The sequence below is a fragment of the [Ruminococcus] lactaris ATCC 29176 genome (genome assembly GCF_025152405.1).
Classification (GTDB): Bacteria; Bacillota; Clostridia; order Lachnospirales; family Lachnospiraceae; genus Mediterraneibacter; species Mediterraneibacter lactaris.
In genome coordinates, this window is sequence record NZ_CP102292.1 from 331,967 (window position 1) to 354,720 (window position 22,754).

Genomic DNA, 22,754 nt, shown 5'->3' on the forward strand with positions numbered 1-22,754 from the left:
TCCCATCCGACAATGACGAAAATAATTGCGTCACCGGAAGATCGAGAGACGTTAAAGCTATTTACCTGGCAAGAAAAAAGTATTATAATAGATTTGAAAGGTAATACAAAAGAGTTTACTGCAAGCACCCAGGATTGGATCAATGAGATATTAGGAGTGACAGGTTATGATAAGCGAGAAAAAGGCAACGAATATAGCTGGCCAAAGGCTGATTGAAAAATATGGACGTGCTTATGTTGAAAAATACAAGAACCATATTGGAATTATGTGGGAGAAAAAGTGTGGAAAATTAATAGTTGATTTTGACAAATACCATAAAGAAATAAATTCAGTGCCAGTAACTGATACAAGTGATGGGATTACGGTGAATGAAGACAATTTCCCGGATAGGATATTAACGGTCGAGGTAGATTTAAGAGATGGAAAATCCAAAATAATTAAAGAGTGATACCACTGCTCAAAAATGGTCGGTGGTATTTTTATACTCTTTTTTAGGAGGTGATGCAGTTTGATTGCGGTAAATATTACACCGCTTGGCCTGACGGTAGATGGCCATGCAGGATATGCGTTTGAGAATGATGTAAAAATGTATGGTACTCAAACGTGGCTGAACAGATTGATGAATATGAAAATGTTTGAGAATGATGTAAAAATGTATGGTAGTTAAAAATGGAAGAAATTTCTAAGTTTTAACTTGTTGTAGCATTTTTGCTGGGAGAGATAATGAATATGGAACTATTTGACGACTATTTCAAAAGAGATTATTGTAATTATATTGAAAGATTTCTCTGTTTGAAAATGAAGGAGTTAGTTCTTTTAAGGCAAGAAATAATTGATAACTCATTTATGCAAGAAATAGAGAAAGAAATTTCTTTAGATGTTATGAAATATGTTGATCATGTTGATAACGAGCTGGAACAGGGCTGTCGATCAATAGATTTTATTTATAGGGAATGGCTTGGGGAAATTGCGGGTATATGCAAGGTTATGGATTATAAAATGATTTGCTGCAGCAGATATGCGAGTGAAATGAACCGTGTTAACTGGAAACCAGTAAAAGAAATAATAAAAAAAGAAATAGCGCATAATCCATATCTAGGCTATAAAGAACTTGTGACTAAGGATTTATCATTGGATATAGAAATTGAACTGGAGTATTTAATAGAATCAGAACAATTGATAAGAAGAAAACCAAATCATAAAAACCCCAGATATAGATGGGAAGCAAGAATAAAATAATACAAGAGAATACGAATAAATAAGTTCACAGGAGAAAAGTCATGGTTAGAAATATTATAAAGGGCAAAAAGATTTTTGGGAGAAAAGCAAAACCGGCAACGGAAGCAGACCAGGAAATTGTAACAGATCTTTTAGATACATTGCGTGCCAATCGAGAAATATGCGTTGGAATGGCGGCAAATATGATCGGCATTAATAAATCGATCATTGCTGTGGCAGTGGGACCATTTCAGTTTGCAATGATTAATCCTGTGATAACTAAGATGTCAGGAGAATATAAGACAGAAGAAGGATGCCTTTCTTTGGAGGGAACCAGATTATGCACAAGATATGAAGAAATAGAGGTAGATTATCTGGACAGCAATTTTCAATTCTGTCATGGAAAGTATAGTGGCTGGACAGCACAGATCATACAGCATGAGATTGACCATTGTAAGGGGATTGTGATTTAATGTTAAAATACTATTATTTTGTAGAAGTCTTAAAATAAATTGAATTGTGAGGAAAAAATGGATTTTAAATATTGCAAATTAGAAATTTTTATACCGGAAGAAAATTTCCCGGAACTTCAGAAGGCTTTGCAGTCTGTAGATGCAGGGCATATAGGAAATTATGACTCATGTGTGTCCTGTTTAAGGCTTACCAGTTATTGGAGACCATTAGAAGGGACTGCTCCATATATAGGAAAAGCCGGGGAGATTAGTTGTGAACCGGAAATAAAAGCAGAGGTAACAGTATTTAAAGAAAAAGTGGATGAGACAATTGAGGTGGTCAAAAAAGTTCATCCGTATGAAGAACCGGTTATAAATGTAATTCCGATTTGGCGGACAAGTTTTTAAAAAAAGAAATAGACAATTAAAATGACCAACAGTCAAGAACATATTGACTGTTGGTCATTTTTACTGTATAGTGCTTTTAAGATGAAAATGACTAAAAGTCATAAAGGAAGGAGTTTGTGAAATGGTTAAATTTGGAAAGAAAGTGGTGAAGTTTCGTATACCGATTATTATTATCAGTATTTTACTGTTGATACCGGCAACTCTGGGATATATTAATACCAGAGTAAATTACGATGTATTGACATATTTGCCGGAAGATATTGAAACGATGCAGGGACAGGATATTCTGGTAAAGGATTTTGGAACAGGAGCATTTTCTATGTTTATAGTGGATGGGATGGAGGATAAAGATGTCTCGGCACTGAAGACAAAGATTGAGAATGTCGATCATGTCAGCAAGGTCTTATGGTATGATTCATTGGCAGATATAAGTATGCCAAAGAGTATGCTCCCTGAAAAGTTGTATGAAGTATTCAATTCAGATACGGGTACAATGATGGCAATCTTTTTTGATGAAGGAACTTCGTCAGATGGAACAATGGAGGCAATCGGGGAAATCCGTGAACTGGCAGGAAAGCAGTGTTTTCTGAGCGGAATGTCTGCGATTGTTACGGATACAAAAAATCTGGCAGAAAAAGAAACTCCGGTCTATGTACTGATTGCGGTTCTTTTGGCGATATTCGTATTAGGTATTACCATGGAATCATTTTTCGTTCCGTTACTTTTTATGCTTAGTATTGGTATGGCGATCGTATATAATCTTGGCAGCAACTATTTTCTGGGAGAGATTTCATATATTACCAAAGCACTGGCAGCAGTGTTGCAGTTAGGTGTGACATTGGATTATTCTATTTTCCTGATGCATAGTTATGAAGAACAGCAGATCCGGTATGATGGAGATAAAGAAAGAGCGATGGCACATGCGATTTCGCAGACATTTTCTTCAGTTATCGGAAGTTCGGTTACGACGGTAGCGGGATTTATTGCATTGTGCTTTATGACATTTACTCTGGGAATGGATATCGGAGTGGTCATGGTAAAAGGTGTTATTTTTGGAGTGTTGGCGTGCGTTACCATTTTGCCGTCCATGATTTTGTGCTGTGATAAGCTCATTGTTAAGACGAAGCATAAGCCGTTTTTGCCGGATATCGGGAAGCTTTCGGATAAAGTTACAAAAAGATATCTCGTATATGTAGTGATTTTCCTGGTGCTTTTATTCCCGGCGATTTATGGAAATAATCATACCTCTGTTTATTATAATCTGGATGAGACACTTCCGAAGGATCTTCCGAGCATTATTGCCAATGAAAAGCTGAAGGAAGATTATGATATGAATACAACGCATATGATCCTTGTTGACAGTTCTACAGAATCAGCGGATGTAGCAAAGCTGCTGAATAAAATGGAAAAAGTGGATGGTGTAAAATGGGCATTGGGATTAGATTCCCTGATCGGTCCGGCTATTCCGCAAAGTATGATTCCTGAGTCTGTCACAGGAATGTTGAAAAATGATAAGTACCAGCTTGTACTTGTCAATTCAGAATATAAAGTAGCGACAGATGAAATCAATGCACAGATCAAAGAACTGAATAAGATTCTTCATACATATGATAAAGGTGGAATGTTGATCGGCGAAGGACCGCTGACTGCTGATCTGATCGACATAACGGATACAGATTTTAAGACGGTAAGTGCTGTATCGATTGGAATTATATTTGTTATCATTTTACTCTTATTTAAATCAGTATCACTGCCGTTTATTTTAGTAGGTGTTATTGAATTTGCAATTTTTGTCAATATGGGGATCCCATATTATACGGGAACGAAACTCCCATTTGTTGCGTCTATTGTAATCGGTACGATTCAGCTTGGTTCGACGGTTGACTATGCTATTTTGATGACAACAAGATATAAAAGAGAAAGAAATCATGGAGCAGATAAATATAATGCGATCACGACAGCACATCGTGCATCTGCCCAGTCGATCATGGTCAGTGCATTAAGCTTTTTTGCTGCAACGATCGGTGTAGGTCTTTATTCCAATATTGATATGATCAGTTCCCTGTGTATCCTGATGGCGAGAGGTGCATTGATCAGTATGGTAGTGGTTATTTTTGTATTGCCATCGATGTTTATGGTATTTGATAAAATCATAGTAAAGACAAGTAAAGGATTTTTACCGAAAGAAGGATGATTCAGTTCTTTTAGAGATCATATAAAATGAAAAGAGCAACCCTGACTGCAAAAAAATAAGGTGATTTGCAGTCAGGGATTTTTTTGGTTATCAGAAATACGACAAAAATCCAAAAGCTCTTTTTTATTATGGAAATTTATGAAATATATATAAATTTGTGGAATCTAAATATTTCCACTTGAAAAAAGAACATACGTTCTATATAATAATATATAAGATGATGCAGATTAGAATTTTTGGATCACCAGGGAGCTGGCAAAGGGGATTTAGAGGATCAAATGTTGGTATGATGCACATTCGGGGAGGAACTGTGGGATGAAAGAGAGAACTTATATTGCGATTGATCTGAAGTCATTTTATGCATCCGTGGAGTGTGCAGAGAGGGGCTTAGATCCACTGACGACAAATCTTGTAGTGGCAGATACATCCCGTACTGCGAAGACAATCTGTCTTGCAGTGTCTCCCTCTTTGAAAGCATATGGGATTCCGGGGAGAGCAAGACTTTTTGAAGTGGAGCAGAAAGTCCGGGAAGTGAATATAGAGCGGAGGCAGAAGATTCAGAAAAGAGAGTTCACGGGAGAATCGACAGATGAAAGGGAACTGGCGGAAAATCCGGAGCTGGAGTTGCAATATATTGCAGCTACACCGAGGATGGCTTTGTATATAGAATACAGCGTCAGAATTTACAGGATTTATCTGAAGTATGTTGCACCGGAAGACATTCATGTGTATTCTATTGATGAGGTATTTATTGATGCAACTGCCTATCTGAGAACTTATGGGATGACAGCGAAAGAACTGGCTGCGAAGATGATCCGGGACGTGCTGGAGCAGACCGGGATTACGGCTGCTGCGGGGATTGGTACGAATCTGTATTTATGTAAGATTGCGATGGATATTATGGCGAAGCGGGTACAGCCGGATAAGAATGGTGTGAGGATTGCCTCGCTGGATGAACTGAGTTATCGAAAGCAGTTATGGGATCATCGTCCACTGACAGATTTTTGGAGAGTCGGAAGAGGTTATATGAAAAAGCTGGAAGAGAACGGTCTTTATACGATGGGAGATATTGCGAGGTGTTCCGTGGGAACTCCGGAAGATTTTTATAATGAAGCTCTTCTTTATCGGCTTTTTGGAGTGAATGCAGAACTGCTGATCGATCATGCATGGGGATGGGAGTCATGCACAATGCAGGAGATAAAAGAGTATAAGCCCTCTGCGAACAGTTTGGGTTCAGGTCAGGTGCTGCAGTGTCCGTATCCTTATGAGAAGGCACGGTTGGTTGTCAGAGAAATGGCAGACCAGCTTGCACTGGAACTGGTGGACAAAGAACTGGTGACAGATCAGGTTGTACTTACGGTTGGATATGATATTGAAAATCTGAGAGATCCGTCTATACGTGGCAGATATCATGGCGAAGTAAAAAAAGATCATTATGGCAGGATGGTACCGAAGCATGCACATGGGACAGCCAACCTGCCGACAGCAACTTCCTCTACAAAGGAGATTCTTGAGGCGGTTACCGGACTGTATGAAGAAATTGTAAATCCGCTTTTATTTGTGCGACGGATTTCACTTACTGCCAATAAGGTGGTCAGTGAAAAAGATGTTACTGTGGGTCAGAGTTTTGAACAGTTGGATCTGTTTACGGATTATGCAGCACTGGAAGTAAAGAAAAAAGAAGTGCAGGAAGAGAGAAACCGGGAAAAAAGTGTTCAGAAAGCGGTTTTGGATATAAAAAAGAAGTACGGGAAGAATGCGGTATTAAAAGGAATGAATCTGATTGAAGGTGCGACAGCCGTTGCGAGGAACCGGCAGATCGGTGGACATAAGGCATAAAGGGAGGAGAATCGAAGATGAAAGACGCTGGAACTGGAAGTGACTATGAGGAACTTCTCTATTTGCCGCACCACGTGTCAGATGTGCATCCGAGAATGGCAACGATTGACAGGGCAGCCCAGTTTGCACCGTTTGCGGCACTGACAGGTTATGAGGAGGCCGTAGATGAATGTATAAAAAGAATGGAAGAGGAAGTGGAGAACGAATATGGTAAAGATTGATTTGATAACGGGATTCCTTGGATCAGGTAAGACTACATTTATAAAAAAATATGCCACGTATCTGATGAGAAAAGGCTTGAATATAGGTATTTTGGAAAATGACCATGGTGCAGTCAATGTAGATATGATGTTATTGCAGGAACTAAGAGGAGATCAGTGCGAACTGGAGATGATTTCAGGAGGCTGCGATGCAGAGACGCACAGACGAAGATTCCGGACCAAGCTTATTTCAATGGGAATGTGTGGGTATGACAGGGTTCTGGTCGAACCGTCAGGAATTTATGATATTGATGAATTTTTTGATGTGCTCCGGGACGAACCATTGGATCACTGGTATGAGATTGGCAATGTGATTGCAGTAGTAAATGCAGGTCTGGAAGAGACATTATCAGATCAGGCAGAATTTCTTCTTGCATCGGAAGTTGCAGATGCCGGAAGTATTATTCTGAGCAGAAGTCAGGAAGTGCCTGTGACGAAGCAGGATGCGACCATAGAGCATCTGAACCGGTCTCTGGTGAAGCTCGGCTGCAGACGGCAGATAAAAGGGGATGAGGTGTTAAGATCTCCATGGAATGAATGGACAGAAAGGGAATTTGAACAGGTCTTGAATGGCGGCTACTGTACAGAGAGTTACAGAAAGCCGGAATACAGGGAAGATCAGGGCTTTCAGTCTTTGTATTATATGAATCTTCAGATAAAGAAAGAAGAATTGAAAGAAAAGATGAAAGAGGCATTGAAAGATCCGGCCTGTGGAAAGCTTTTCCGAATTAAAGGATTTATGCAGGATGAGAATGAAAAGTGGATCGAGCTAAATGCGACGCAGTATGAAATTCAGATGAACCCGGTCGGGGAGGGACAGAATGTACTGATTGTGATCGGTGAAGGATTGGAGGAGGATGCACTTGCAAAATACTTTGGAACTCCTGCCAGATAGTGATCCGGTCGCATTTGAAAGACTGTTGGAATTGACAGATCAGGGGCAGTTTGAATTGATTTATCCTGATGATCTGAAGCAGGGGAAAATTCGTCTGATCTATATGATGAATGATGCAGCGGAAAGTTTTCTTGCATTTGAACAGGCAAGGATGAAGGGAAAGTATAAAAAGGATTTTGAAGGTGAAATCGAAGCAGAACTGCATTTGATGAAAGATCAGCAGGAATACGGGTTAATCATCAGGCAGGCAGAAAATGTATTTACTCTTTTCTTCAGAAATCTGACAGTAGAAACCCGGCTTTATAACTATGGAGAAATTGGGCATTTCTGGATCGGTGGTTATGAGTATCTGAGGCAGATTGAGTATAAAGCATCAATCATCAGAGATAAAAGAGAATATCTCGGAAATGATTTCTGTAATGAGACGGAACTGAAACTTGCAGAGCTTGCAGATTTTCCACCTTTGAATTATTGCTGTTATCCGTCAGTTTCAGAGCAGTATATTTTTTACCGGGATGATCCGTGGAGTCCGTCTGAAGAGGCAATGGATGTCATGGAAGAACTGCTGGGAAAAGTAGATGACCGGAGAATGCTCAGAATATTGAGACTTTACCGGAGACACCCATATAAGGTATTGGCACGCTATATGGCAAGGATGTTCCACAGGAGTTCGCATGATAAGATTGTTGATCTTTTGCAGGAAATGATCGTAGAAGCTGCAAAGACGTATCCGCAGAGAAGATTGCAGACAGATGAAAAAGTGCGGTATGAGAAGCTGCTAAAAAAAGCGGAAATGAGAAAAAATGAACTGGAGTCGCGGGGGATCAGGGCAACGATCTTCTGCGAAGAACCATTTGAAGCGGTCAGGGATTCGGTTGATCTTAAAGTATATCTTATGATCTGGAAAAGAGGAACTTTTAATAGAAAAGTAAGAATTGAAGAGATCATTTAATTGTTATCTGAAGACGGATGGAGTATAATAAGCAGTGGTCAGATCGTGACTTAAGATAAAGATTGGATTTTTATTAAAGAGAGGATACACGTATGATAACAGTAAAAGAATACAGAGGACATATTCGTAACTGGGAAGAACTTTGTGAAAGATTGGGAATTGATCTGTCTCTTTCAAGAGAAGAGCGGGAAAAAGAAATTCTGATCAAAGCGTATCAGACATGGGGCTATGAGATGGCAGACCATATGTATGGAATGTTTGCATTTGCTCTTTGGGATGATGAAGAGAAGAAGCTGTTCTGTCTGAGAGATCAGTTTGGCACAAAGCCATTCTATTATTATGAGACAGAGGATGGACAGCTTCTGTACGGTACAATGATCCGTGATATTATGAAGCAGCCTGGTTTTGTGAAAGAATTGAATGAGGAAATGCTGCAGTTATATCTGAGTCTTACATATGTAGCCGGTGAGAATACGTTTTTCAGAGGTCTGAAGAAGCTGATGCCGGGACGTTATCTGATCTGGCAGAATGGCAGACTTACAATTAAAAGATACTGGAAGCCTGAATTTCATCCGGATGAGAGTAAATCTCTTGAAGACTGGGCAGATGAGATTCATTCCACGATCCAGGAGATCATGCCGGAAGTGAAGACTGCGGATGAGAAAGTAGAGTCTTTCCTTTCAGGTGGTGTAGATTCTTCCTATGTACTTGCAATGTCTGATGCAGAGCAGGCTGACGGATGTGGATATGAAGAGGAGAGATTTGATGAATCTGTTCTTGCGGAAAAGACTGCAAGGATTCTTGGAAGAAAGTTCTCAAGGAGTCTGATCACACCGGAGCAGTTCTTTGATATAGTACCATATGTGATGTATAATATGGAGCAGCCGTTAGGTGATGCATCTGCGATTGTATTTACGCTTGGATGTAATGCAACGGCAGAGCATACAAAAATCTGCTATTCCGGAGAGGGTGCGGATGAATTTTTTGGTGGATATAATATGTACCGTAATGCAGAACGTTATGGGGAGAATCTGAAGACGTTCTATGTTGGAAATACGAACATCATGAAAGAAGATGAGAAAAAGAAGATTCTGAAAAAGTATGACCCGGATGTACTCCCGATCGAAGTGGCAAGAGAAATTTACGAAGAGACAGAAGGACTCGATCCGCTGTCAAAGATGTCAGATGTAGATATTCAGATCTGGCTGGAGGGAGATATTTATCTGAACGTTGATAAGATGAGTAAGGCAGCAGGACTGGAGATCCGTATGCCACTGACAGACAGAAGGATTTTTGACATTGCGTCCCGTATGCCTTCAAGATATAAAGTGAATGAAGAGCAGAATAAGGTGGCGTTCCGTACAGCCGCAGCGAAGGTATTGCCGGAAGAGATTGCTTTCCGCAAGAAACTTGGATTTATTGTTCCGATTCGTATTTGGATGGCTGACGACAGATATAATCAGGATGTAAGACGGTTGTTCAACAGTGAGATTGCAGAGAAATTTTTTGATGTGGAGGCAATCAATGAAATTTTTGCAGACTATGTTGGTGGAAATTCTGATAACTGGAGAAAGGTATGGACGATCTATACATTCCTTGTATGGTATGAGGAGTATTTTATAAAGAGATAAGCTGGCAGCAAAGTGTAGAACGTTGCAGAGATAAAAAGGAAACCGCAGAAGTAAAATGAGACTTCTGCGGTTTCGTTAGTTCATTATAGTTGCCGGGGATATGTCTGAAAAATCTACTGATTTTTTAGACATATCCCCGGCAGTTTTTTCTCAAATATCTTCTTCAGATCATGGAAGAAGAAAGGCATACATAACAACAAAGTGGCACATACTTCCGCCCATTACGAAGAGATGAAAGATCTCATGGCTGCCGAAATTTTTATGACGGCTGTTGAATATAGGAAGTTTCAATGCATAGATCACTCCACCTACAGTATAAATAATTCCTCCGGTAAGAAGCCATGCAAAAGCGGCAGAGGACATATTATTGAGGATCTGAGAAAAAGCCAGAACACAGGTCCATCCCATACCAATGTAGAGGACAGAGGAGATCCATTTCGGACAAAACACCCAGAATGCCTTGATCAATATGCCGGCAATCGCAAATGCCCATACAATACAAAGAAGCGTGATGCCACGAGTCCCTTTTACTACAAGGAGGCATACCGGTGTATAGCTTCCTGCGATCAGAACGGAGATCATCATATGATCGATTTTTTTCAAGATAGTATTTACTTTTGGCGAGATATCAAAAGTATGATACGTTGTACTTGCAGCATATAATAAAATCAGACTGATCGCATAGACTGTAAGAGATCCAATGTAGATCCGGCTTGGTTCATGTGCAGCCTTGATAAGGAGCGGTACTGCCGCAAAGATTGCCATGAGCATGCCGATAAAATGAGTGATCGCACTTCCGGGATCTTTAATATGATGTCTTTTTTCCATAATAACACACCTCCGATATATTGATAAAACAACAAGTAGTTTTCAATACTACATTTAACGTATGCATATATAATAGCATGTATTCATGAAAAATCAAGAGGAGATTAAAAGGAATATGAAAAAAGTCAGATACAAATGTTGTACCTGACTTTTGAATATCTACGGGAATCCACAGGAAAACTATCGAATGACAGTGCCTGTCTTGCCTTTTAATGCATCCGTTACTTTATCGAAAGAAGTAATGTAAGCACTGCGTCCTTCGCATTCTTCTACGAAATCAACAGAAGCACGGAATTTAGGAAGCATATTGTAAATTCCGAAATGTCCTTCCTCCATATATGTCTTAGCCTGTTCTGTTGTGATCTCTCCCAGCGGTTCTTCATCTTTCTGTCCGAGATTAATGCAGACTTTTTCGACATTTGTAAGGATGATGAGCATTTCAGCGTCAATTCCCTCTGCAAGCTTTCCGGCTGCAAGATCTTTTTCGATGACGGCACTTGCACCTCGGAGATGGTTGTCCTGCTCCAGCACCGGGATTCCACCGCCTCCGGCAGCAATTACAACCTGATTAGCATCAAGAAGTGCCTTGACGGCATCCAGCTCGACGATTTTTACAGGATTTGGTGCGGATACGACACGACGGAACCCTTTGCCTGGCTCTTCAATCACATAATTTCCTTTTTTACGCTCTTCATTTGCTTCCTGTGCATTCATATAACGTCCGAGAACTTTGGTCGGTGTATAGAAAGCTTCATCATATGGATCGACAATTACCTGAGTGAGAACAGTACTGACAGTTCTGTAGATTCCACGATTAAGAAGTTCCTCACGGATTCCATTCTGAAGGTCATAACCGATATATCCCTGGCTCATGGCTGAGCAGACAGACATAGGAGCCGGTGTATAGTCTTTATGAGCTTTTGCAAATTCATTCATGGCTGTGTGGATCATGCCAAGCTGAGGTGCATTGCTGTGCGTGATCGCAACCTGATAGCCTTCCTCAATAAGGTCTGCGATACATTTGGCAGTATGCTTTACTGCGGTCTTCTGTTCTGGAAGTGTAGTACCAAGTGCACGGTGTCCCAGTGCAACAACAACTCTTTTTTTCATAATAATTTTCCTTTCGTTTCAAATTTTCAAGTCAATAACTAATTAAATTTTACTATTTTTTTTATATGAAATCAATATTTCTCACCAAATATATGGAAGACTTATTTTAAAAACAAAGCCAAGAAAGATAAGGCTGAGGAGAATACAGAGTACAATGCGGATGTTCTTCTTTAAATGGGAAAAAGCTTCTGTCCATTTAGGGGCAAGATAGTAAAGGAAAGCACATCCAAGCAGTGCAAAGACTGCGGAACCTCCGATGTATGTATGTTCGTTCAGTGTGAAAAGATAGTCACTGTAGGCAGTTACTTTCAGGCTGTATCCGAGTTCAAGAATCCAGCTTGCGAGATATTCGATCAATGTGTAGACTGCAAAATTCAGAAAAAACACAAGCTCTGGTTTGGGAATGAGTTTCTTCATAAACAGTAAAAGTAATATGCCGAAAATCCCATACATAGGAGCCCATGGAAAGAAAACTGCTCCATCAAAAGAAAATTCTCCTGTCTTTAAAAGATGTATCAGGTTCTCTACGATCCATCCAAAAATAGAAAAAGCATGAAAAAGAAAAATGCAGGACCAGAGATCGTATTTACGAACCGGGTTGACCGGTGATCTTACAGCAGAAAATGGCGGCTGTACAGAAAAAAGGAAAACCGGATACTGGTCAGGTGCAAAATAAGAGGTCTGTGTATAAGGACCTTCCGAGTCATCATAAAGTGCCTTACTGATCAGAAGCTCATCTTCGGAAGGAATATGTTCCAGATAGGAATCATCCAGGTATTCATAGCCGGGAGAACGTGAAAGCACATAATTTCTGCGGAGTGTCAGATATAATTCAGCTTTGCAGGTTGCCATATAAGGGTTCACATATAAGAAATCGACAAGTCCCAGACTGAGCAGGGAGAGCATCTTCCATCCCAGAAAAGACAGATCCAGCAGTAAAAGCTTTTTCTTATTATGATTGCTGAGCTGGCGGGAAAGGAAGAAAGCATTTTTTTTACTGATCCTGGGATTTTCTGCCAGGATATATGGAATCATCCAATACTCATAATGCTTGTAGATTCCACCGATGACTGTAAAATTCCACAGAAACTGGTAGAGACTGCGGAAGAACATGGTAAAAGCAGGCCTGCGGATATAATGTAGCTTATAAAGAAAAAAGATTTTGGAAATCCGGGTATCTTTATAATTTTTCGATTCTAAAAAGAAACGTTTCTCGCCGATGATCAGAATATTATTTACAAAAATGCGATAGAGAAAAGCCAGGATCGCACTGATTCCAAGGATGAAGACGATAAAGTCGAAATGTTCATCCAAGAAAGTATTGAAGATCTTCAGGACTGCAAAAAAAGTAGAGGTACTGTCTGCATACAGATCCACAAGAAGATTGGTATAAGTAGCAGAAGGATTTTGATATAGATTCTCAATGTCAGTATTATGAAAAAGCCTTGTGGCAGTCTCTTCCAGGATCTGCGATGTAGTTTCGGTCTCAAAAGTCTGATGCAGATTGGAAATCGTGTCAATATGAGATAACGGATGCACTCCCAGAAAAGCGGTTGCCAGGGGATAGGAAGCTGTGAGAAGAGCGATAAGAAAGCAGACGGATACCATACGCCAGTAATTTTGTCGGATCGATCTGCGAGCATTCTTTTTTAATTCTTTTCTTTTCCACATAGTACTTTTCTCCCGTCTCTCTGATGGTATCATCATTATAGTTGAGCATGGTAAACTTTTCAATGTCTATTTATGCATCTGCTCATGTTCTTTCTTTACTTCGTTGAAGCAGGTGAGAGCATTCCATTCACAATTTGTTGGTGTGAGGATCGCTTTATAAGGAAATGGACCAGCACCGCAGCGTCTGAGGGCAGCAAGTGCCTGATCAAGTCGGTTATTCTGAAAAAAGCAGAAAAGGAACAGTGGGGCAGAAAGTTCTTCTCCGTCATAAACCTCAGTGGTGGGGGAAAAATTTTTCATTCCGGCGAGAAATCCGAGCGGTTGCAGATAGTCTTTCTGTGAGATGCAACGCAGCCGGATATGCAACGGAAGCAAGGCACGCTGGATCTTCAAAAGCTCGGGCCTGGAAGGTGCATGGAACAGCAGTAAAGTTTCATTCATAACAAACTCTCCTTTAGGATCATGATGAATCTATTGTAAGATGTTGGGATCAAAAGCCCCCAACAATGATGCCAACGGATTGTTTCGTGCTACGCACTCCCACAATCCTACCCGCTATTCGCATATCATGGCGATTACGCCCCACTTTTATGCTCATATCGGGGCGGGTCTCAAGGTCATTCTACCACCAGTGTGCAAGCACATGTGGTTTCAGACCTTTTGACCCTGACATCATTGTAATATATGTACCGAAAAAAAGAAATACAGAAATGTCACGATCTGTCCGATGCCGGAATAAAATAGTTGTAAGATTCCGGTACGGGGAGAGAACGATGAGATTTTGTGAAATGCGGGAAAAAGAAGTAGTTAATATCTGTACAGGAAAGCAGTTGGGCTGTGTTGTGGACCTGGAGCTTGATACCTGTTCCGGGAAGATTGAATCGATTGTTGTACCGGGACCGGGAAAATTTTGCGGATTTTTCGGAACGGACTGTGAATATGTGATTCCGTACAGTTGTGTAAAAAAAATCGGACCGGATGCAGTATTAGTGGAAATAAAAGAAGAAAAGTTTTTGCAAAAATACTAGACATTGTGTATAATGAGGACGGAAACAAATTCGTTTCACAGACGGATTGAAAATAAATGCCGCAGGGAGTGTGTGGTGGATTGTATATGCGGAAAGGCGGAACAGACGAATGAGATGTCCATATTGTGGAAACCCTGATACAAGAGTGATCGATTCCAGACCGGCAGAGGATAAGAGTTCGATTCGCAGAAGGCGTTCCTGTGACGAGTGCGGGAAACGTTTTACAACTTATGAAAAAGTAGAGACGATTCCTCTGATCGTGATCAAGAAGGACAACAACCGGGAGCAGTATCAACGGTCAAAGATTGAGAATGGTGTGCTGAGTGCGTGTTATAAGCGTCCTGTTCCTGCAGATCAGATCCAGAAGACGATCGAGGCGATCGAGCTGGAGATCTTTAACCGGGAAGAAAAAGAGATCCCGAGCAGTGAGATTGGAGAGATTGTTATGGATAAGTTAAAAGATCTTGATCCGGTGGCATATGTGAGGTTCGCATCAGTATACAGAGAGTTTAAAGATGCAAATACATTTATGGATGAGCTGAAAAAGTTTTTAAAATAGGAAGAACAAACCGGTTATACCTGAAGCGGAAGTATGACCGGTTTTCTTTTTGAAAGAGGAGATGAAAAAATGCGGACGTACAGGCTGGTGATCGCTTATGATGGGACAGCATACCAGGGATGGCAGAGACAGGCCAATACAGAGATGACCATTCAGGGGATTTTGGAATCCTGTATTTCAAAGGCAGCCGGATATGCGGTGGAAGTAAATGGATCAGGAAGGACGGATGCAGGCGTGCATGCCCGCGGACAGACAGCCAGTGTGGTGCTTCACGGGAAAGCGGAGGACGGATTTTTCACAGAGAAGGTAAATAAGCTGCTGCCTCCGGATATCCGGATCAGAGAAGCCGGACTTGAAAAAAATGGGTTTCATGCGAGAAAGAGTGCTGTAGGAAAAAGGTATGTGTATCAGATTGATACTGATGAAAAGCCGGATGTATTTGACCGGCGTTACACGTATCATTTCCCGAAGAAACTTGATATTGCAGCGATGCAGCAGGCAGCGGAACTTTTGACCGGCACGCATGAGTTTGCAGCTTATACGGATAAAAAAGATGAAACGTCCACAAAGCGGACAATTTATGCTATAATGGTTGGCGGACAAGGTGGCAGGATCAACATCCAATATGAGGGAACGGGATTTCTTTATCATATGGTAAGGATTCTGACAGGAACTTTGCTCGAAGTTGGAATGGGGACACGCAGGATCGAAAGCGTGACGATAGCTTTAGAGGCAAAGGATAGAACAAAGGTTGGATTTCTGGCTCCGGCAAGAGGATTATTCCTTGACGAAGTCTATTATAAGGAGAAGTCCTGGAAGGAGGAATAGATTGAAGCTAATATCGTGGAATGTAAATGGTATCCGGGCATGCGTTCAGAAAGGATTCCTGGATTTCTTTCATGAGGCAGATGCGGATATTTTCTGTATTCAGGAGACGAAGATGCAGGAAGGACAGTTGAATCTGGAACTGGAAAGGTATCATCAGTACTGGAATTATGCTGTGAAGAAAGGCTATTCCGGAACAGCAGTATTTACCAAAAAAGAACCATTATCGGTATCCTATGGACTGGGGATTGAAGAGCATGACCAGGAGGGACGCGTGATCACCTGTGAGTTTGAGGATTTCTATTTTGTGACAGTTTATACACCAAATTCCCAAAGTGAGCTTGCAAGACTGGATTACAGGATGAAATGGGAAGATGATTTCCGTGCATATCTTAAGAAGCTGGAGAAAAAGAAGCCGGTGATCGTAACCGGTGATCTGAATGTTGCACATAAAGAGATCGACCTTAAAAATCCGAAGACAAACCGGAAAAATGCAGGATTTACAGATGAAGAGCGTGGAAAGTTCACAGAGCTTCTTGATGCAGGTTTCATTGATACTTTCCGGTATTTTTATCCCGATCAGGAGGGGATTTATTCATGGTGGTCGTACCGGTTCAGTGCAAGAGCGAAGAATGCAGGCTGGCGGATTGACTATTTCTGCGTGTCAGAATGCCTGAAGGACAGATTGGCAGATGCAAAGATTCTGACAGAAGTAATGGGATCAGATCATTGTCCGATCGAGCTGGATCTGAAATAAATACGGTTACTGTCCGGAGGGAATGGATCTGAATTGACAGAGAGGAAAGAAAAGAGATAAGATAGAAAAAGGCAGTAAGATAGGAGGTCTTTAAAATGACAAAAATAGATATTATTTCCGGTTTTCTTGGAGCCGGTAAGACGACATTGATCAAAAAGCTTCTTTCAGAAGGTTTTAAGGGAGAGCAGGTTGTATTGATCGAGAATGAGTTCGGAGAGATTGGAATCGACGGTGGATTCCTGAAAGAGGCGGGAATCGAGATCCGTGAGATGAACTCAGGTTGTATTTGCTGTTCACTGGTAGGAGATTTTGGAAAGTCTCTTCATGAGGTAGTAGACACGTATCACCCTGACCGTATTCTGATCGAGCCTTCCGGTGTCGGAAAACTGTCGGATGTTATCAAGGCAGTGCAGGATGTGCAGGATGAGATTGATGCGGAGCTGAACAGCTTTACCACCGTGGTAGATGTGACAAAGTGCAAGATCTACCGCAAAAATTTTGGCGAATTTTTCAGTAATCAGATCGAGTATGCAGGAGCAGTGATCTTAAGCCGTACAGATAAGGCAAAGCCGGAGAAGATTCAGGAAAGTGTTGCTCTGCTGAGAGAGTTAAATGAAAAAGCTCCGATCATCACAACACCGATCGAGCAGCTCCCGGGTGAAAAGATTTTGGAGGCAATGGAATCCAGCAAGTCTCTGGAAGAAGAACTGCTTGCAGAAGTTGCTCACGAAGCCCATGAACATCATCACGACCATGACCACGAGGAGCATGAGCATCATCATGACCATGACCACGGGGAGCATGAGCATCATCACGACCATGACCACGAGGAGCATGAGCATCATCACGACCATGACCATGAGGAGCATGAGCATCATCACGACCATGATCATGAAGAGCATGAACATCATCACGACCATGATCATGAATGTGGCTGCGGCTGTGGACACCACCATCACGATCATGAGGGACACCATCATGCCGATGATGTATTTACAAGTTGGGGAAAAGAGACAATCCGTACTTATACAAAAGAAGAGATCGGAAATATCCTCAAGACCCTGGAGGAAGATGGATCTTATGGCAATATCCTTCGTGCAAAAGGTATGGTTGCAGGTGCTGATGGAGAATGGATCTATTTCGACATGGTTCCGGGTGAGCATGAAGTAAGAACCGGAGCACCTGAATATACAGGACGTATCTGTGTGATCGGTGCAGAGATTAAAGAAGACAAACTGGCGGAATTATTTCAGGTGAAATAGTCTGAAAGAAAAAGAAAGTGAGAAAGAAAAATGAGACAATCGGATGTTATGGTATATCTGATGACAGGATTCCTGGACAGCGGAAAGACCCAGTTTCTGACATTTACGTTGGAGCAGGATTATTTTCAGATCCAGGGGAAGACGCTTCTGATCCTCTGTGAGGAAGGAGAGGAAGAGTATGATCCAAAGGAAATGCTGAAGTATGGTGTTGTGATCGAAAAAGTGGAAGATAAAGAGGACCTGACAGAAGCATGGCTTGAGGAGATGAACCGGAAGCATAAACCGGAGAGAGTTGTAGTTGAATACAATGGTATGTGGCCGGTCAGTGATTTTGAGAAACTGGCACTTCCGGCAGGCTGGAAGATCGAACAGAAGATCGCAACGGTTGATGCAAGTACTTTTCAGATGTACCTTACAAATCTGAAGCCATTATTTGTTGAAATGGTAAAAGGGGCGGAACTGGTTCTTTTTAACCGCTGTGAGGACAGAGGTCCGCTGGCGGGATACAGAAGAAGTGTCAAGGTGGTCAGCCCACAGGCAGAAGTTATTTTTGAAGATGAGAACGGAGAAGTCGACAATATTTTTGAGGATGAGGTTCCGTATGATTTAAATGCTCCGGTGATTGAGATCCGCAGGGAAGACTATGGAATCTGGTATGTGGATATGATGGAAAATCCAGACCGGTATAAGGGAAAAGTAGTAGAGTTTGTGGCAAAGGTGATGAAGCCACGGGCTTTTCCGTCAAAGGTATTTCTTCCGGGACGTACAGCAATGACCTGTTGTGCAGATGATACCTCTTTCCTTGGTTATGTCTGCAGAAGTCCATACGCACCAAAGCTGAAACCGGGTGACTGGGTAAAAGTAAGAGCAAAAGTCAGCTTTAAAAATCTCTCTGTATACAGAGGCGAGGGTCCGGTATTGGATGCGGAGAATATTGAACCGGCAGAACCGATCGAAGAAATGGTATATTTTAACTAGAAAAAGGTTGATTGACAAGAGAAAATCAAGCCGATATAATAAGGCACAGAGACAAGGGCGTTTCCAGTATGGGTGGAGATCGCCCTTTATCAATATATACCGGAGTGCGTGGGGAGCTGCTGATGGCAGATTTTCTGTATTAGGATGAAAAAACTGGAAACGGTATGAAAAAGGAGGTTGTTATATGCATAACTATACAAGGGAAGACATCATCCGTATTGTGGAGGAAGAAGATGTTGCCTTTATCCGTCTGCAGTTTACAGATATTTTTGGAACGTTGAAGAATATGGCTGTAACAGTAGGACAGCTTGAAAAAGCACTGAATAATAAATGTATGTTTGATGTGTCGTCGCTGGAGGGAATCGAAGGAGAAGAGGATTGCGATATGTATCTGTATCCGGATCTGAGTACCTTTGAGATTTTCCCGTGGCGGCCGCAGCAGGGAAAAGTAGCAAGACTGATCTGTGATGTCTATCGTAAAGATGGAACTCCGTATGAAGGGGATCCACGTTATGTTCTGCGGAAAGCAGTTGCCGAAGCGGAAGAGATGGGATATTCCATGAATGTCGGACCGGAGTGTGAGTTCTTTCTGTTTCATACAGATGAAGATGGACTGCCGACAACAGTTACTCATGAAAAAGGCGGATATTTTGATATCGGGCCATTGGATCTGGGAGAAAATGCAAGGAGAGATATGATCCTTACACTGGCGGAAATGGGATTTGAGATCATTTCTTCTCACCATGAGATCGCACCGGCTCAGCATGAAATAGACTTTCATTATGATGAGGCGATGGTTACGGCAGATAATCTGATGACATTTAAGATGGTGGTTAAGACCATTGCAAAAAGACATGGACTGCATGCTACGTTTATGCCAAAGCCAAAGAGTGAGACCTACGGTTCGGGAATGCATATCAATCTTTCCCTTTATGGAAGAGATGGAATGAATGTCCTCTATAATGCGGAGGACGTAAATGGTCTGAGTGAAGAAGGATACTATTTTATCGGTGGTCTGATGAAGCATATGAAGGCGATCACGTGTATCACAAATCCGACAGTAAATTCTTACAAGCGTTTTGTGCCGGGATATGAAGCACCGGTATATATGGGATGGTCGGCAAAGACAAGAGGACCATTGATTCGTGTATCGGCAGATAAAGAAAGAAAATCCAGGCTGGAGCTGCGAAGTCCGGATGCAACGGCAAATCCGTATCTGGCACTGGCAGTTCTTCTGAAAGCAGGACTTGACGGAATTAAGAATAAAATTATGCCTCCTGCGAATATAGATGAGAATATCCAGAAGATGACGCAGGAAAGAAGAGATGAACTTCATGTGGAAGAACTCCCGAGAAATCTTGGGGATGCCACGGCGGAACTGGAGAAAGATCAGTTTCTGATCGATGTATTGGGGGGAGAACTGGCTAAGAAGATCATCAAGGCCAACAAGAAAGAATATAAGGAGTACTGTATGCAGGTGACTGACTGGGAGATCGCACATTATCTCCACAGACTGTAGGACAGATACAACGCAGGAAATTGAACTTTGAATGTCAATTTTTAAGATGGTGTGAAGAGAGGATCAAAAAGGCAACTGGAGGTGAGCAGATATGAGCCATATTATTGTGGTATTTCCGAGAAGAGATAACGCAGTAAATATCCGTAATGTACTTGTACGTGCGGGGATGGAAGTATCTGCGGTTTGTCTGACCGGTGCAAAAGTTCTGCAATATGTGGATAACTGGAGCGATGGAATCGTGGTATGTGGATATCATCTTCAGGATATGCAATATACGGAACTAAGGGAAGCACTGCCGTTTTCATTTGATATGCTTCTGGTCGCACCCCCATCAAAATGGATGGATGAACTGCCGGAGGGTGTTGTGGGACTGCCACTGCCGATCAAGGTCTACGATCTTGTCAGTACAGTGGAAATGCTTCAGCAGTCACAGGAAAGAGAAAGAAAGAAGCGGAAAGAAAGAAGCCGGAAAAGAAATGATGCAGAAAAGAAGCTGGTTGACCAGGCGAAAGCATTACTGATGGAACGAAATAATATGTCTGAGGATGAAGCACACCGGTACTTGCAGAAAAGCAGTATGGACAGTGGAACCAATCTGACGGAGACTGCACAGATGATCCTGACGATCCTGAATGAGTAGGATACGTCTTAAACTGAAAAGATACTTAAAAGGCTGCAACAGGCAGCGGAATGGAGAAAAAGATGAAATTTACAAAAATGCAGGGACTGGGAAATGATTATGTATATGTAAATTGCTTTAAAGAAAAGATAGAAGATCCATCAGCACTGGCGGTCAGGATCAGTGACCGCCATTTCGGGGTCGGATCGGATGGTCTGATCCTGATCAACCCATCGAAAGTGGCAGATTGTGAGATGGAAATGTATAATGCGGATGGTTCACGCGGAGAGATGTGTGGAAATGGAATCCGTTGTGTTGGAAAATATATGTATGATTATGGGCTGACAGATAAGGAGGCAATTTCCGTAGAGACGCTTGCCGGGATTAAATATCTACAGTTTTTCATAGAAAATGGAAAGGTCGCAAAAGTAAAGGTTGATATGGGAAGTCCGATTCTCACACCGGCAGAGATCCCTGTGGTAGCGGAAGGAGAACGTGCAGTAGATGAGCCGATCGTTGTGGACGGGACAGAGTACCGGATGACCTGCATTTCCATGGGAAATCCGCATGCGATCGTGTATGTGGATGATGTGAAGAATCTTCCGATTGAAAAAATTGGTCCATTATTTGAAAAGCATGAAAGATTTCCAAACCGCGTGAATACAGAGTTTGTAAAAGTACTTGATCGGAATACTGTAGAGATGCGGGTGTGGGAACGCGGATCAGGAGAGACACTGGCATGCGGAACCGGAGCCTGTGCAACAGCCGTTGCCTGTATTCTGAACGGGTTGACAGAAGAGAAAGTTACAGTAAAGCTTCTCGGAGGAGATCTGGAAATTGAGTGGGATCGTGAGAAAAATAAAGTCTTTATGACTGGTCCGGCGAAAGTAGTTTTTGACGGAGTATGGGAAGAATAAAAAGAGAAAAAGAGAAGTATCTTTCAGGATGCAAAAAGTTCTGAAAGATACTTCTTTTTGTTGCACATACCCCTGCAGGCTCGTATGAGATGAGATTTACCAGGCAGACGAAAAAGATGGATTAAAAATTTGTCATAGGGACGGGAGAAATCTGCTGAATGTTTCGGAGCAAAGAAAAAGGACTACAGAAATCTGTAATCCTTTGACATCGGAGTGACAGGATTCGAACCTGCGACCTCTACGTCCCGAACGTAGCGCTCTACCAAGCTGAGCCACACTCCGATAAAATAGGGAACTTGCAACTGCAAATTCCCAGCTACGGAAAAGGGACTTGAACCCCTACTAACAGAGTCAGAGTCTGCTGTGCTGCCAATTACACCATTCCGCATCATCTTAGTTTATTTCGTCTTGTCTTGTCCGACGCAACAAGGTTATTATATCAGACTATCAGAAAAATGCAACCCCTTTTTTGAAAAAATCACGTTAGAATTTTTGGAGAAAAAAGCTTAAAAATCAGAAAATTCAGAAAATTATTCAAAGGAAATAGCACAGGGTTTTACATTTAGTGGGGGAATATGATATTCTTAAAAGAAAAGGGAGGCATAGGATATGGAGGCAGCAGAGATTATTAAAGGATTGAGAGATAAGACCGGAATGACGAGAAAGGCATTTTCGGATCATCTGGGGATTCCGGTACGGACAGTAGAGGACTGGGAAAAAGGAAAAAGGACACCGCCGGAATACATCCCGCGTCTGATTGCATATCAGTTAAAGTATGAAGAACTGATCAAAAAGCTTGGAAAAGAAGACATTGAAGAGTAGCAATGGCTGA

26 protein-coding genes and 2 tRNA genes are annotated in these 22,754 nt (G+C 41.7%); 22 read left to right on the top strand and 6 right to left on the bottom strand.

Annotated features, from left to right (window positions below):
- Nucleotides 1–166: 166 nt before the first annotated feature.
- From NQ541_RS01560 to asnB, 11 genes are all read left to right on the top strand, one after another.
- On the top strand, nucleotides 167–448 hold the full coding sequence (locus NQ541_RS01560; RefSeq protein ID WP_005609666.1) for a hypothetical protein: 282 nt from the start codon (nucleotides 167–169) through the stop codon (nucleotides 446–448).
- A 60-nt stretch (nucleotides 449–508) separates the two neighbouring features.
- Nucleotides 509–667, top strand: coding sequence for a hypothetical protein (locus tag NQ541_RS01565; RefSeq protein WP_005609664.1), 159 nt, complete (start codon nucleotides 509–511; stop codon nucleotides 665–667).
- Nucleotides 668–723: 56 nt separating this feature from the next.
- Nucleotides 724–1,239 (top strand): hypothetical protein, encoded by a 516-nt coding sequence (locus tag NQ541_RS01570; RefSeq protein ID WP_005609663.1) that lies wholly within the window; start codon nucleotides 724–726, stop codon nucleotides 1,237–1,239.
- 41 nt (nucleotides 1,240–1,280) lie between these two features.
- Nucleotides 1,281–1,691, top strand: a complete 411-nt coding sequence (locus tag NQ541_RS01575) for a peptide deformylase (protein WP_005609662.1) — start codon at nucleotides 1,281–1,283, stop codon at nucleotides 1,689–1,691.
- A gap of 57 nt (nucleotides 1,692–1,748) precedes the next feature.
- A complete protein-coding gene (locus NQ541_RS01580) occupies nucleotides 1,749–2,078 on the top strand; it encodes a YqfO family protein (RefSeq protein ID WP_005609660.1) in 330 nt (109 codons plus the stop codon).
- Nucleotides 2,079–2,199: 121 nt separating this feature from the next.
- Nucleotides 2,200–4,272: an efflux RND transporter permease subunit gene (locus tag NQ541_RS01585; protein WP_005609659.1), complete on the top strand. Its 2,073-nt coding sequence runs from the start codon at nucleotides 2,200–2,202 to the stop codon at nucleotides 4,270–4,272.
- Between the two features lie 315 nt (nucleotides 4,273–4,587).
- Nucleotides 4,588–6,111 (top strand): Y-family DNA polymerase, encoded by a 1,524-nt coding sequence (locus tag NQ541_RS01590; protein ID WP_005609658.1) that lies wholly within the window; start codon nucleotides 4,588–4,590, stop codon nucleotides 6,109–6,111.
- A 17-nt stretch (nucleotides 6,112–6,128) separates the two neighbouring features.
- On the top strand, nucleotides 6,129–6,332 hold the full coding sequence (locus NQ541_RS01595) for a hypothetical protein (RefSeq protein ID WP_005609656.1): 204 nt from the start codon (nucleotides 6,129–6,131) through the stop codon (nucleotides 6,330–6,332).
- Entirely contained in the window at nucleotides 6,319–7,266 is a 948-nt protein-coding gene (locus NQ541_RS01600; RefSeq protein ID WP_005609655.1) for a GTP-binding protein, read from the top strand. Before NQ541_RS01595 ends, NQ541_RS01600 begins: the two co-directional genes overlap by 14 nt.
- The gene (locus tag NQ541_RS01605) at nucleotides 7,229–8,218 is read left to right on the top strand and encodes a DUF3878 family protein (RefSeq protein ID WP_005609654.1); all 990 of its coding nucleotides are present in this window, start codon (nucleotides 7,229–7,231) and stop codon (nucleotides 8,216–8,218) included. The genes NQ541_RS01600 and NQ541_RS01605 overlap by 38 nt, the downstream gene beginning before the upstream one ends.
- A 92-nt stretch (nucleotides 8,219–8,310) precedes the next feature.
- On the top strand, nucleotides 8,311–9,849 hold the full coding sequence (asnB, locus tag NQ541_RS01610; RefSeq protein ID WP_005609652.1) for an asparagine synthase (glutamine-hydrolyzing): 1,539 nt from the start codon (nucleotides 8,311–8,313) through the stop codon (nucleotides 9,847–9,849).
- Nucleotides 9,850–10,017: 168 nt separating this feature from the next.
- On the opposite strand, the gene trhA is transcribed toward asnB, so the two are convergent.
- The 4 genes from trhA to NQ541_RS01630 all read right to left on the bottom strand — a co-directional run bounded on the left by trhA (nucleotide 10,018) and on the right by NQ541_RS01630 (nucleotide 13,899).
- Nucleotides 10,018–10,677, bottom strand: a complete 660-nt coding sequence (trhA, locus tag NQ541_RS01615; protein WP_005609651.1) for a PAQR family membrane homeostasis protein TrhA — start codon at nucleotides 10,675–10,677, stop codon at nucleotides 10,018–10,020.
- Nucleotides 10,678–10,857: 180 nt separating this feature from the next.
- Complete coding sequence (arcC, locus tag NQ541_RS01620; RefSeq protein ID WP_023921850.1) at nucleotides 10,858–11,787, bottom strand: carbamate kinase; 930 nt, start codon at nucleotides 11,785–11,787, stop codon at nucleotides 10,858–10,860.
- An 81-nt stretch (nucleotides 11,788–11,868) separates the two neighbouring features.
- Nucleotides 11,869–13,458, bottom strand: a complete 1,590-nt coding sequence (locus NQ541_RS01625; RefSeq protein WP_023921852.1) for a DUF975 family protein — start codon at nucleotides 13,456–13,458, stop codon at nucleotides 11,869–11,871.
- A gap of 66 nt (nucleotides 13,459–13,524) precedes the next feature.
- A complete protein-coding gene (locus NQ541_RS01630) occupies nucleotides 13,525–13,899 on the bottom strand; it encodes a DUF3783 domain-containing protein (protein WP_005609648.1) in 375 nt (124 codons plus the stop codon).
- A gap of 40 nt (nucleotides 13,900–13,939) precedes the next feature.
- On the opposite strand from NQ541_RS01630, the gene NQ541_RS13080 reads away from it, so the two are divergent.
- The 10 genes from NQ541_RS13080 (at nucleotide 13,940) to dapF (ending at nucleotide 21,922) form a co-directional block, all read left to right on the top strand.
- Nucleotides 13,940–14,122: a hypothetical protein gene (locus NQ541_RS13080; protein ID WP_081717080.1), complete on the top strand. Its 183-nt coding sequence runs from the start codon at nucleotides 13,940–13,942 to the stop codon at nucleotides 14,120–14,122.
- Between the two features lie 109 nt (nucleotides 14,123–14,231).
- Nucleotides 14,232–14,486, top strand: a complete 255-nt coding sequence (locus tag NQ541_RS01640; protein WP_005609333.1) for a YlmC/YmxH family sporulation protein — start codon at nucleotides 14,232–14,234, stop codon at nucleotides 14,484–14,486.
- 109 nt (nucleotides 14,487–14,595) lie between these two features.
- Nucleotides 14,596–15,045 (top strand): transcriptional regulator NrdR, encoded by a 450-nt coding sequence (gene nrdR, locus NQ541_RS01645; RefSeq protein ID WP_023921854.1) that lies wholly within the window; start codon nucleotides 14,596–14,598, stop codon nucleotides 15,043–15,045.
- Between the two features lie 69 nt (nucleotides 15,046–15,114).
- On the top strand, nucleotides 15,115–15,873 hold the full coding sequence (gene truA, locus NQ541_RS01650; protein WP_044940052.1) for a tRNA pseudouridine(38-40) synthase TruA: 759 nt from the start codon (nucleotides 15,115–15,117) through the stop codon (nucleotides 15,871–15,873).
- Between the two features lies 1 nt (nucleotide 15,874).
- Complete coding sequence (locus NQ541_RS01655; protein ID WP_005609324.1) at nucleotides 15,875–16,627, top strand: exodeoxyribonuclease III; 753 nt, start codon at nucleotides 15,875–15,877, stop codon at nucleotides 16,625–16,627.
- 95 nt (nucleotides 16,628–16,722) lie between these two features.
- Nucleotides 16,723–17,889, top strand: coding sequence for a CobW family GTP-binding protein (locus tag NQ541_RS01660; protein ID WP_005609323.1), 1,167 nt, complete (start codon nucleotides 16,723–16,725; stop codon nucleotides 17,887–17,889).
- A 30-nt stretch (nucleotides 17,890–17,919) separates the two neighbouring features.
- Entirely contained in the window at nucleotides 17,920–18,867 is a 948-nt protein-coding gene (locus tag NQ541_RS01665; RefSeq protein WP_005609321.1) for a TIGR03943 family putative permease subunit, read from the top strand.
- A 184-nt stretch (nucleotides 18,868–19,051) separates the two neighbouring features.
- Complete coding sequence (locus tag NQ541_RS01670; RefSeq protein ID WP_005609318.1) at nucleotides 19,052–20,386, top strand: glutamine synthetase family protein; 1,335 nt, start codon at nucleotides 19,052–19,054, stop codon at nucleotides 20,384–20,386.
- 91 nt (nucleotides 20,387–20,477) lie between these two features.
- Entirely contained in the window at nucleotides 20,478–21,026 is a 549-nt protein-coding gene (locus NQ541_RS01675; RefSeq protein ID WP_005609317.1) for an ANTAR domain-containing response regulator, read from the top strand.
- 62 nt (nucleotides 21,027–21,088) lie between these two features.
- On the top strand, nucleotides 21,089–21,922 hold the full coding sequence (gene dapF, locus NQ541_RS01680; protein ID WP_044940049.1) for a diaminopimelate epimerase: 834 nt from the start codon (nucleotides 21,089–21,091) through the stop codon (nucleotides 21,920–21,922).
- 208 nt (nucleotides 21,923–22,130) lie between these two features.
- On the opposite strand, the gene NQ541_RS01685 is transcribed toward dapF, so the two are convergent.
- A tRNA-Pro gene (locus NQ541_RS01685) sits at nucleotides 22,131–22,204 on the bottom strand.
- Between the two features lie 34 nt (nucleotides 22,205–22,238).
- Nucleotides 22,239–22,310, bottom strand: a tRNA-Gln gene (locus NQ541_RS01690).
- A gap of 221 nt (nucleotides 22,311–22,531) precedes the next feature.
- On the opposite strand from NQ541_RS01690, the gene NQ541_RS01695 reads away from it, so the two are divergent.
- On the top strand, nucleotides 22,532–22,744 hold the full coding sequence (locus NQ541_RS01695; RefSeq protein WP_005609315.1) for a helix-turn-helix domain-containing protein: 213 nt from the start codon (nucleotides 22,532–22,534) through the stop codon (nucleotides 22,742–22,744).
- Nucleotides 22,745–22,754 lie beyond the last annotated feature (10 nt).

Excerpts from the sequence above, each read along its gene's own strand:
- NQ541_RS01640 (WP_005609333.1), top strand. The coding sequence starts at position 14,232 with ATGAGATTTTGTGAAATGCGGGAAAAAGAAGTAGTTAATATCTGTACA.
- NQ541_RS01630 (WP_005609648.1), bottom strand. The coding sequence starts at position 13,899 with ATGAATGAAACTTTACTGCTGTTCCATGCACCTTCCAGGCCCGAGCTT.
- trhA (WP_005609651.1), bottom strand. The coding sequence starts at position 10,677 with ATGGAAAAAAGACATCATATTAAAGATCCCGGAAGTGCGATCACTCAT.
- NQ541_RS01570 (WP_005609663.1), top strand. The coding sequence starts at position 724 with ATGAATATGGAACTATTTGACGACTATTTCAAAAGAGATTATTGTAAT.
- NQ541_RS13080 (WP_081717080.1), top strand. The coding sequence starts at position 13,940 with ATGTTGGGATCAAAAGCCCCCAACAATGATGCCAACGGATTGTTTCGT.
- asnB (WP_005609652.1), top strand. The coding sequence starts at position 8,311 with ATGATAACAGTAAAAGAATACAGAGGACATATTCGTAACTGGGAAGAA.
- NQ541_RS01595 (WP_005609656.1), top strand. The coding sequence starts at position 6,129 with ATGAAAGACGCTGGAACTGGAAGTGACTATGAGGAACTTCTCTATTTG.
- NQ541_RS01600 (WP_005609655.1), top strand. The coding sequence starts at position 6,319 with ATGGTAAAGATTGATTTGATAACGGGATTCCTTGGATCAGGTAAGACT.
- NQ541_RS01590 (WP_005609658.1), top strand. The coding sequence starts at position 4,588 with ATGAAAGAGAGAACTTATATTGCGATTGATCTGAAGTCATTTTATGCA.
- truA (WP_044940052.1), top strand. The coding sequence starts at position 15,115 with ATGCGGACGTACAGGCTGGTGATCGCTTATGATGGGACAGCATACCAG.
- NQ541_RS01605 (WP_005609654.1), top strand. The coding sequence starts at position 7,229 with ATGCACTTGCAAAATACTTTGGAACTCCTGCCAGATAGTGATCCGGTC.
- arcC (WP_023921850.1), bottom strand. The coding sequence starts at position 11,787 with ATGAAAAAAAGAGTTGTTGTTGCACTGGGACACCGTGCACTTGGTACT.
- NQ541_RS01695 (WP_005609315.1), top strand. The coding sequence starts at position 22,532 with ATGGAGGCAGCAGAGATTATTAAAGGATTGAGAGATAAGACCGGAATG.
- NQ541_RS01675 (WP_005609317.1), top strand. The coding sequence starts at position 20,478 with ATGAGCCATATTATTGTGGTATTTCCGAGAAGAGATAACGCAGTAAAT.
- NQ541_RS01625 (WP_023921852.1), bottom strand. The coding sequence starts at position 13,458 with ATGTGGAAAAGAAAAGAATTAAAAAAGAATGCTCGCAGATCGATCCGA.
- NQ541_RS01670 (WP_005609318.1), top strand. The coding sequence starts at position 19,052 with ATGCATAACTATACAAGGGAAGACATCATCCGTATTGTGGAGGAAGAA.
- NQ541_RS01585 (WP_005609659.1), top strand. The coding sequence starts at position 2,200 with ATGGTTAAATTTGGAAAGAAAGTGGTGAAGTTTCGTATACCGATTATT.
- NQ541_RS01580 (WP_005609660.1), top strand. The coding sequence starts at position 1,749 with ATGGATTTTAAATATTGCAAATTAGAAATTTTTATACCGGAAGAAAAT.
- nrdR (WP_023921854.1), top strand. The coding sequence starts at position 14,596 with ATGAGATGTCCATATTGTGGAAACCCTGATACAAGAGTGATCGATTCC.
- NQ541_RS01660 (WP_005609323.1), top strand. The coding sequence starts at position 16,723 with ATGACAAAAATAGATATTATTTCCGGTTTTCTTGGAGCCGGTAAGACG.
- NQ541_RS01665 (WP_005609321.1), top strand. The coding sequence starts at position 17,920 with ATGAGACAATCGGATGTTATGGTATATCTGATGACAGGATTCCTGGAC.
- NQ541_RS01560 (WP_005609666.1), top strand. The coding sequence starts at position 167 with ATGATAAGCGAGAAAAAGGCAACGAATATAGCTGGCCAAAGGCTGATT.
- dapF (WP_044940049.1), top strand. The coding sequence starts at position 21,089 with ATGAAATTTACAAAAATGCAGGGACTGGGAAATGATTATGTATATGTA.
- NQ541_RS01575 (WP_005609662.1), top strand. The coding sequence starts at position 1,281 with ATGGTTAGAAATATTATAAAGGGCAAAAAGATTTTTGGGAGAAAAGCA.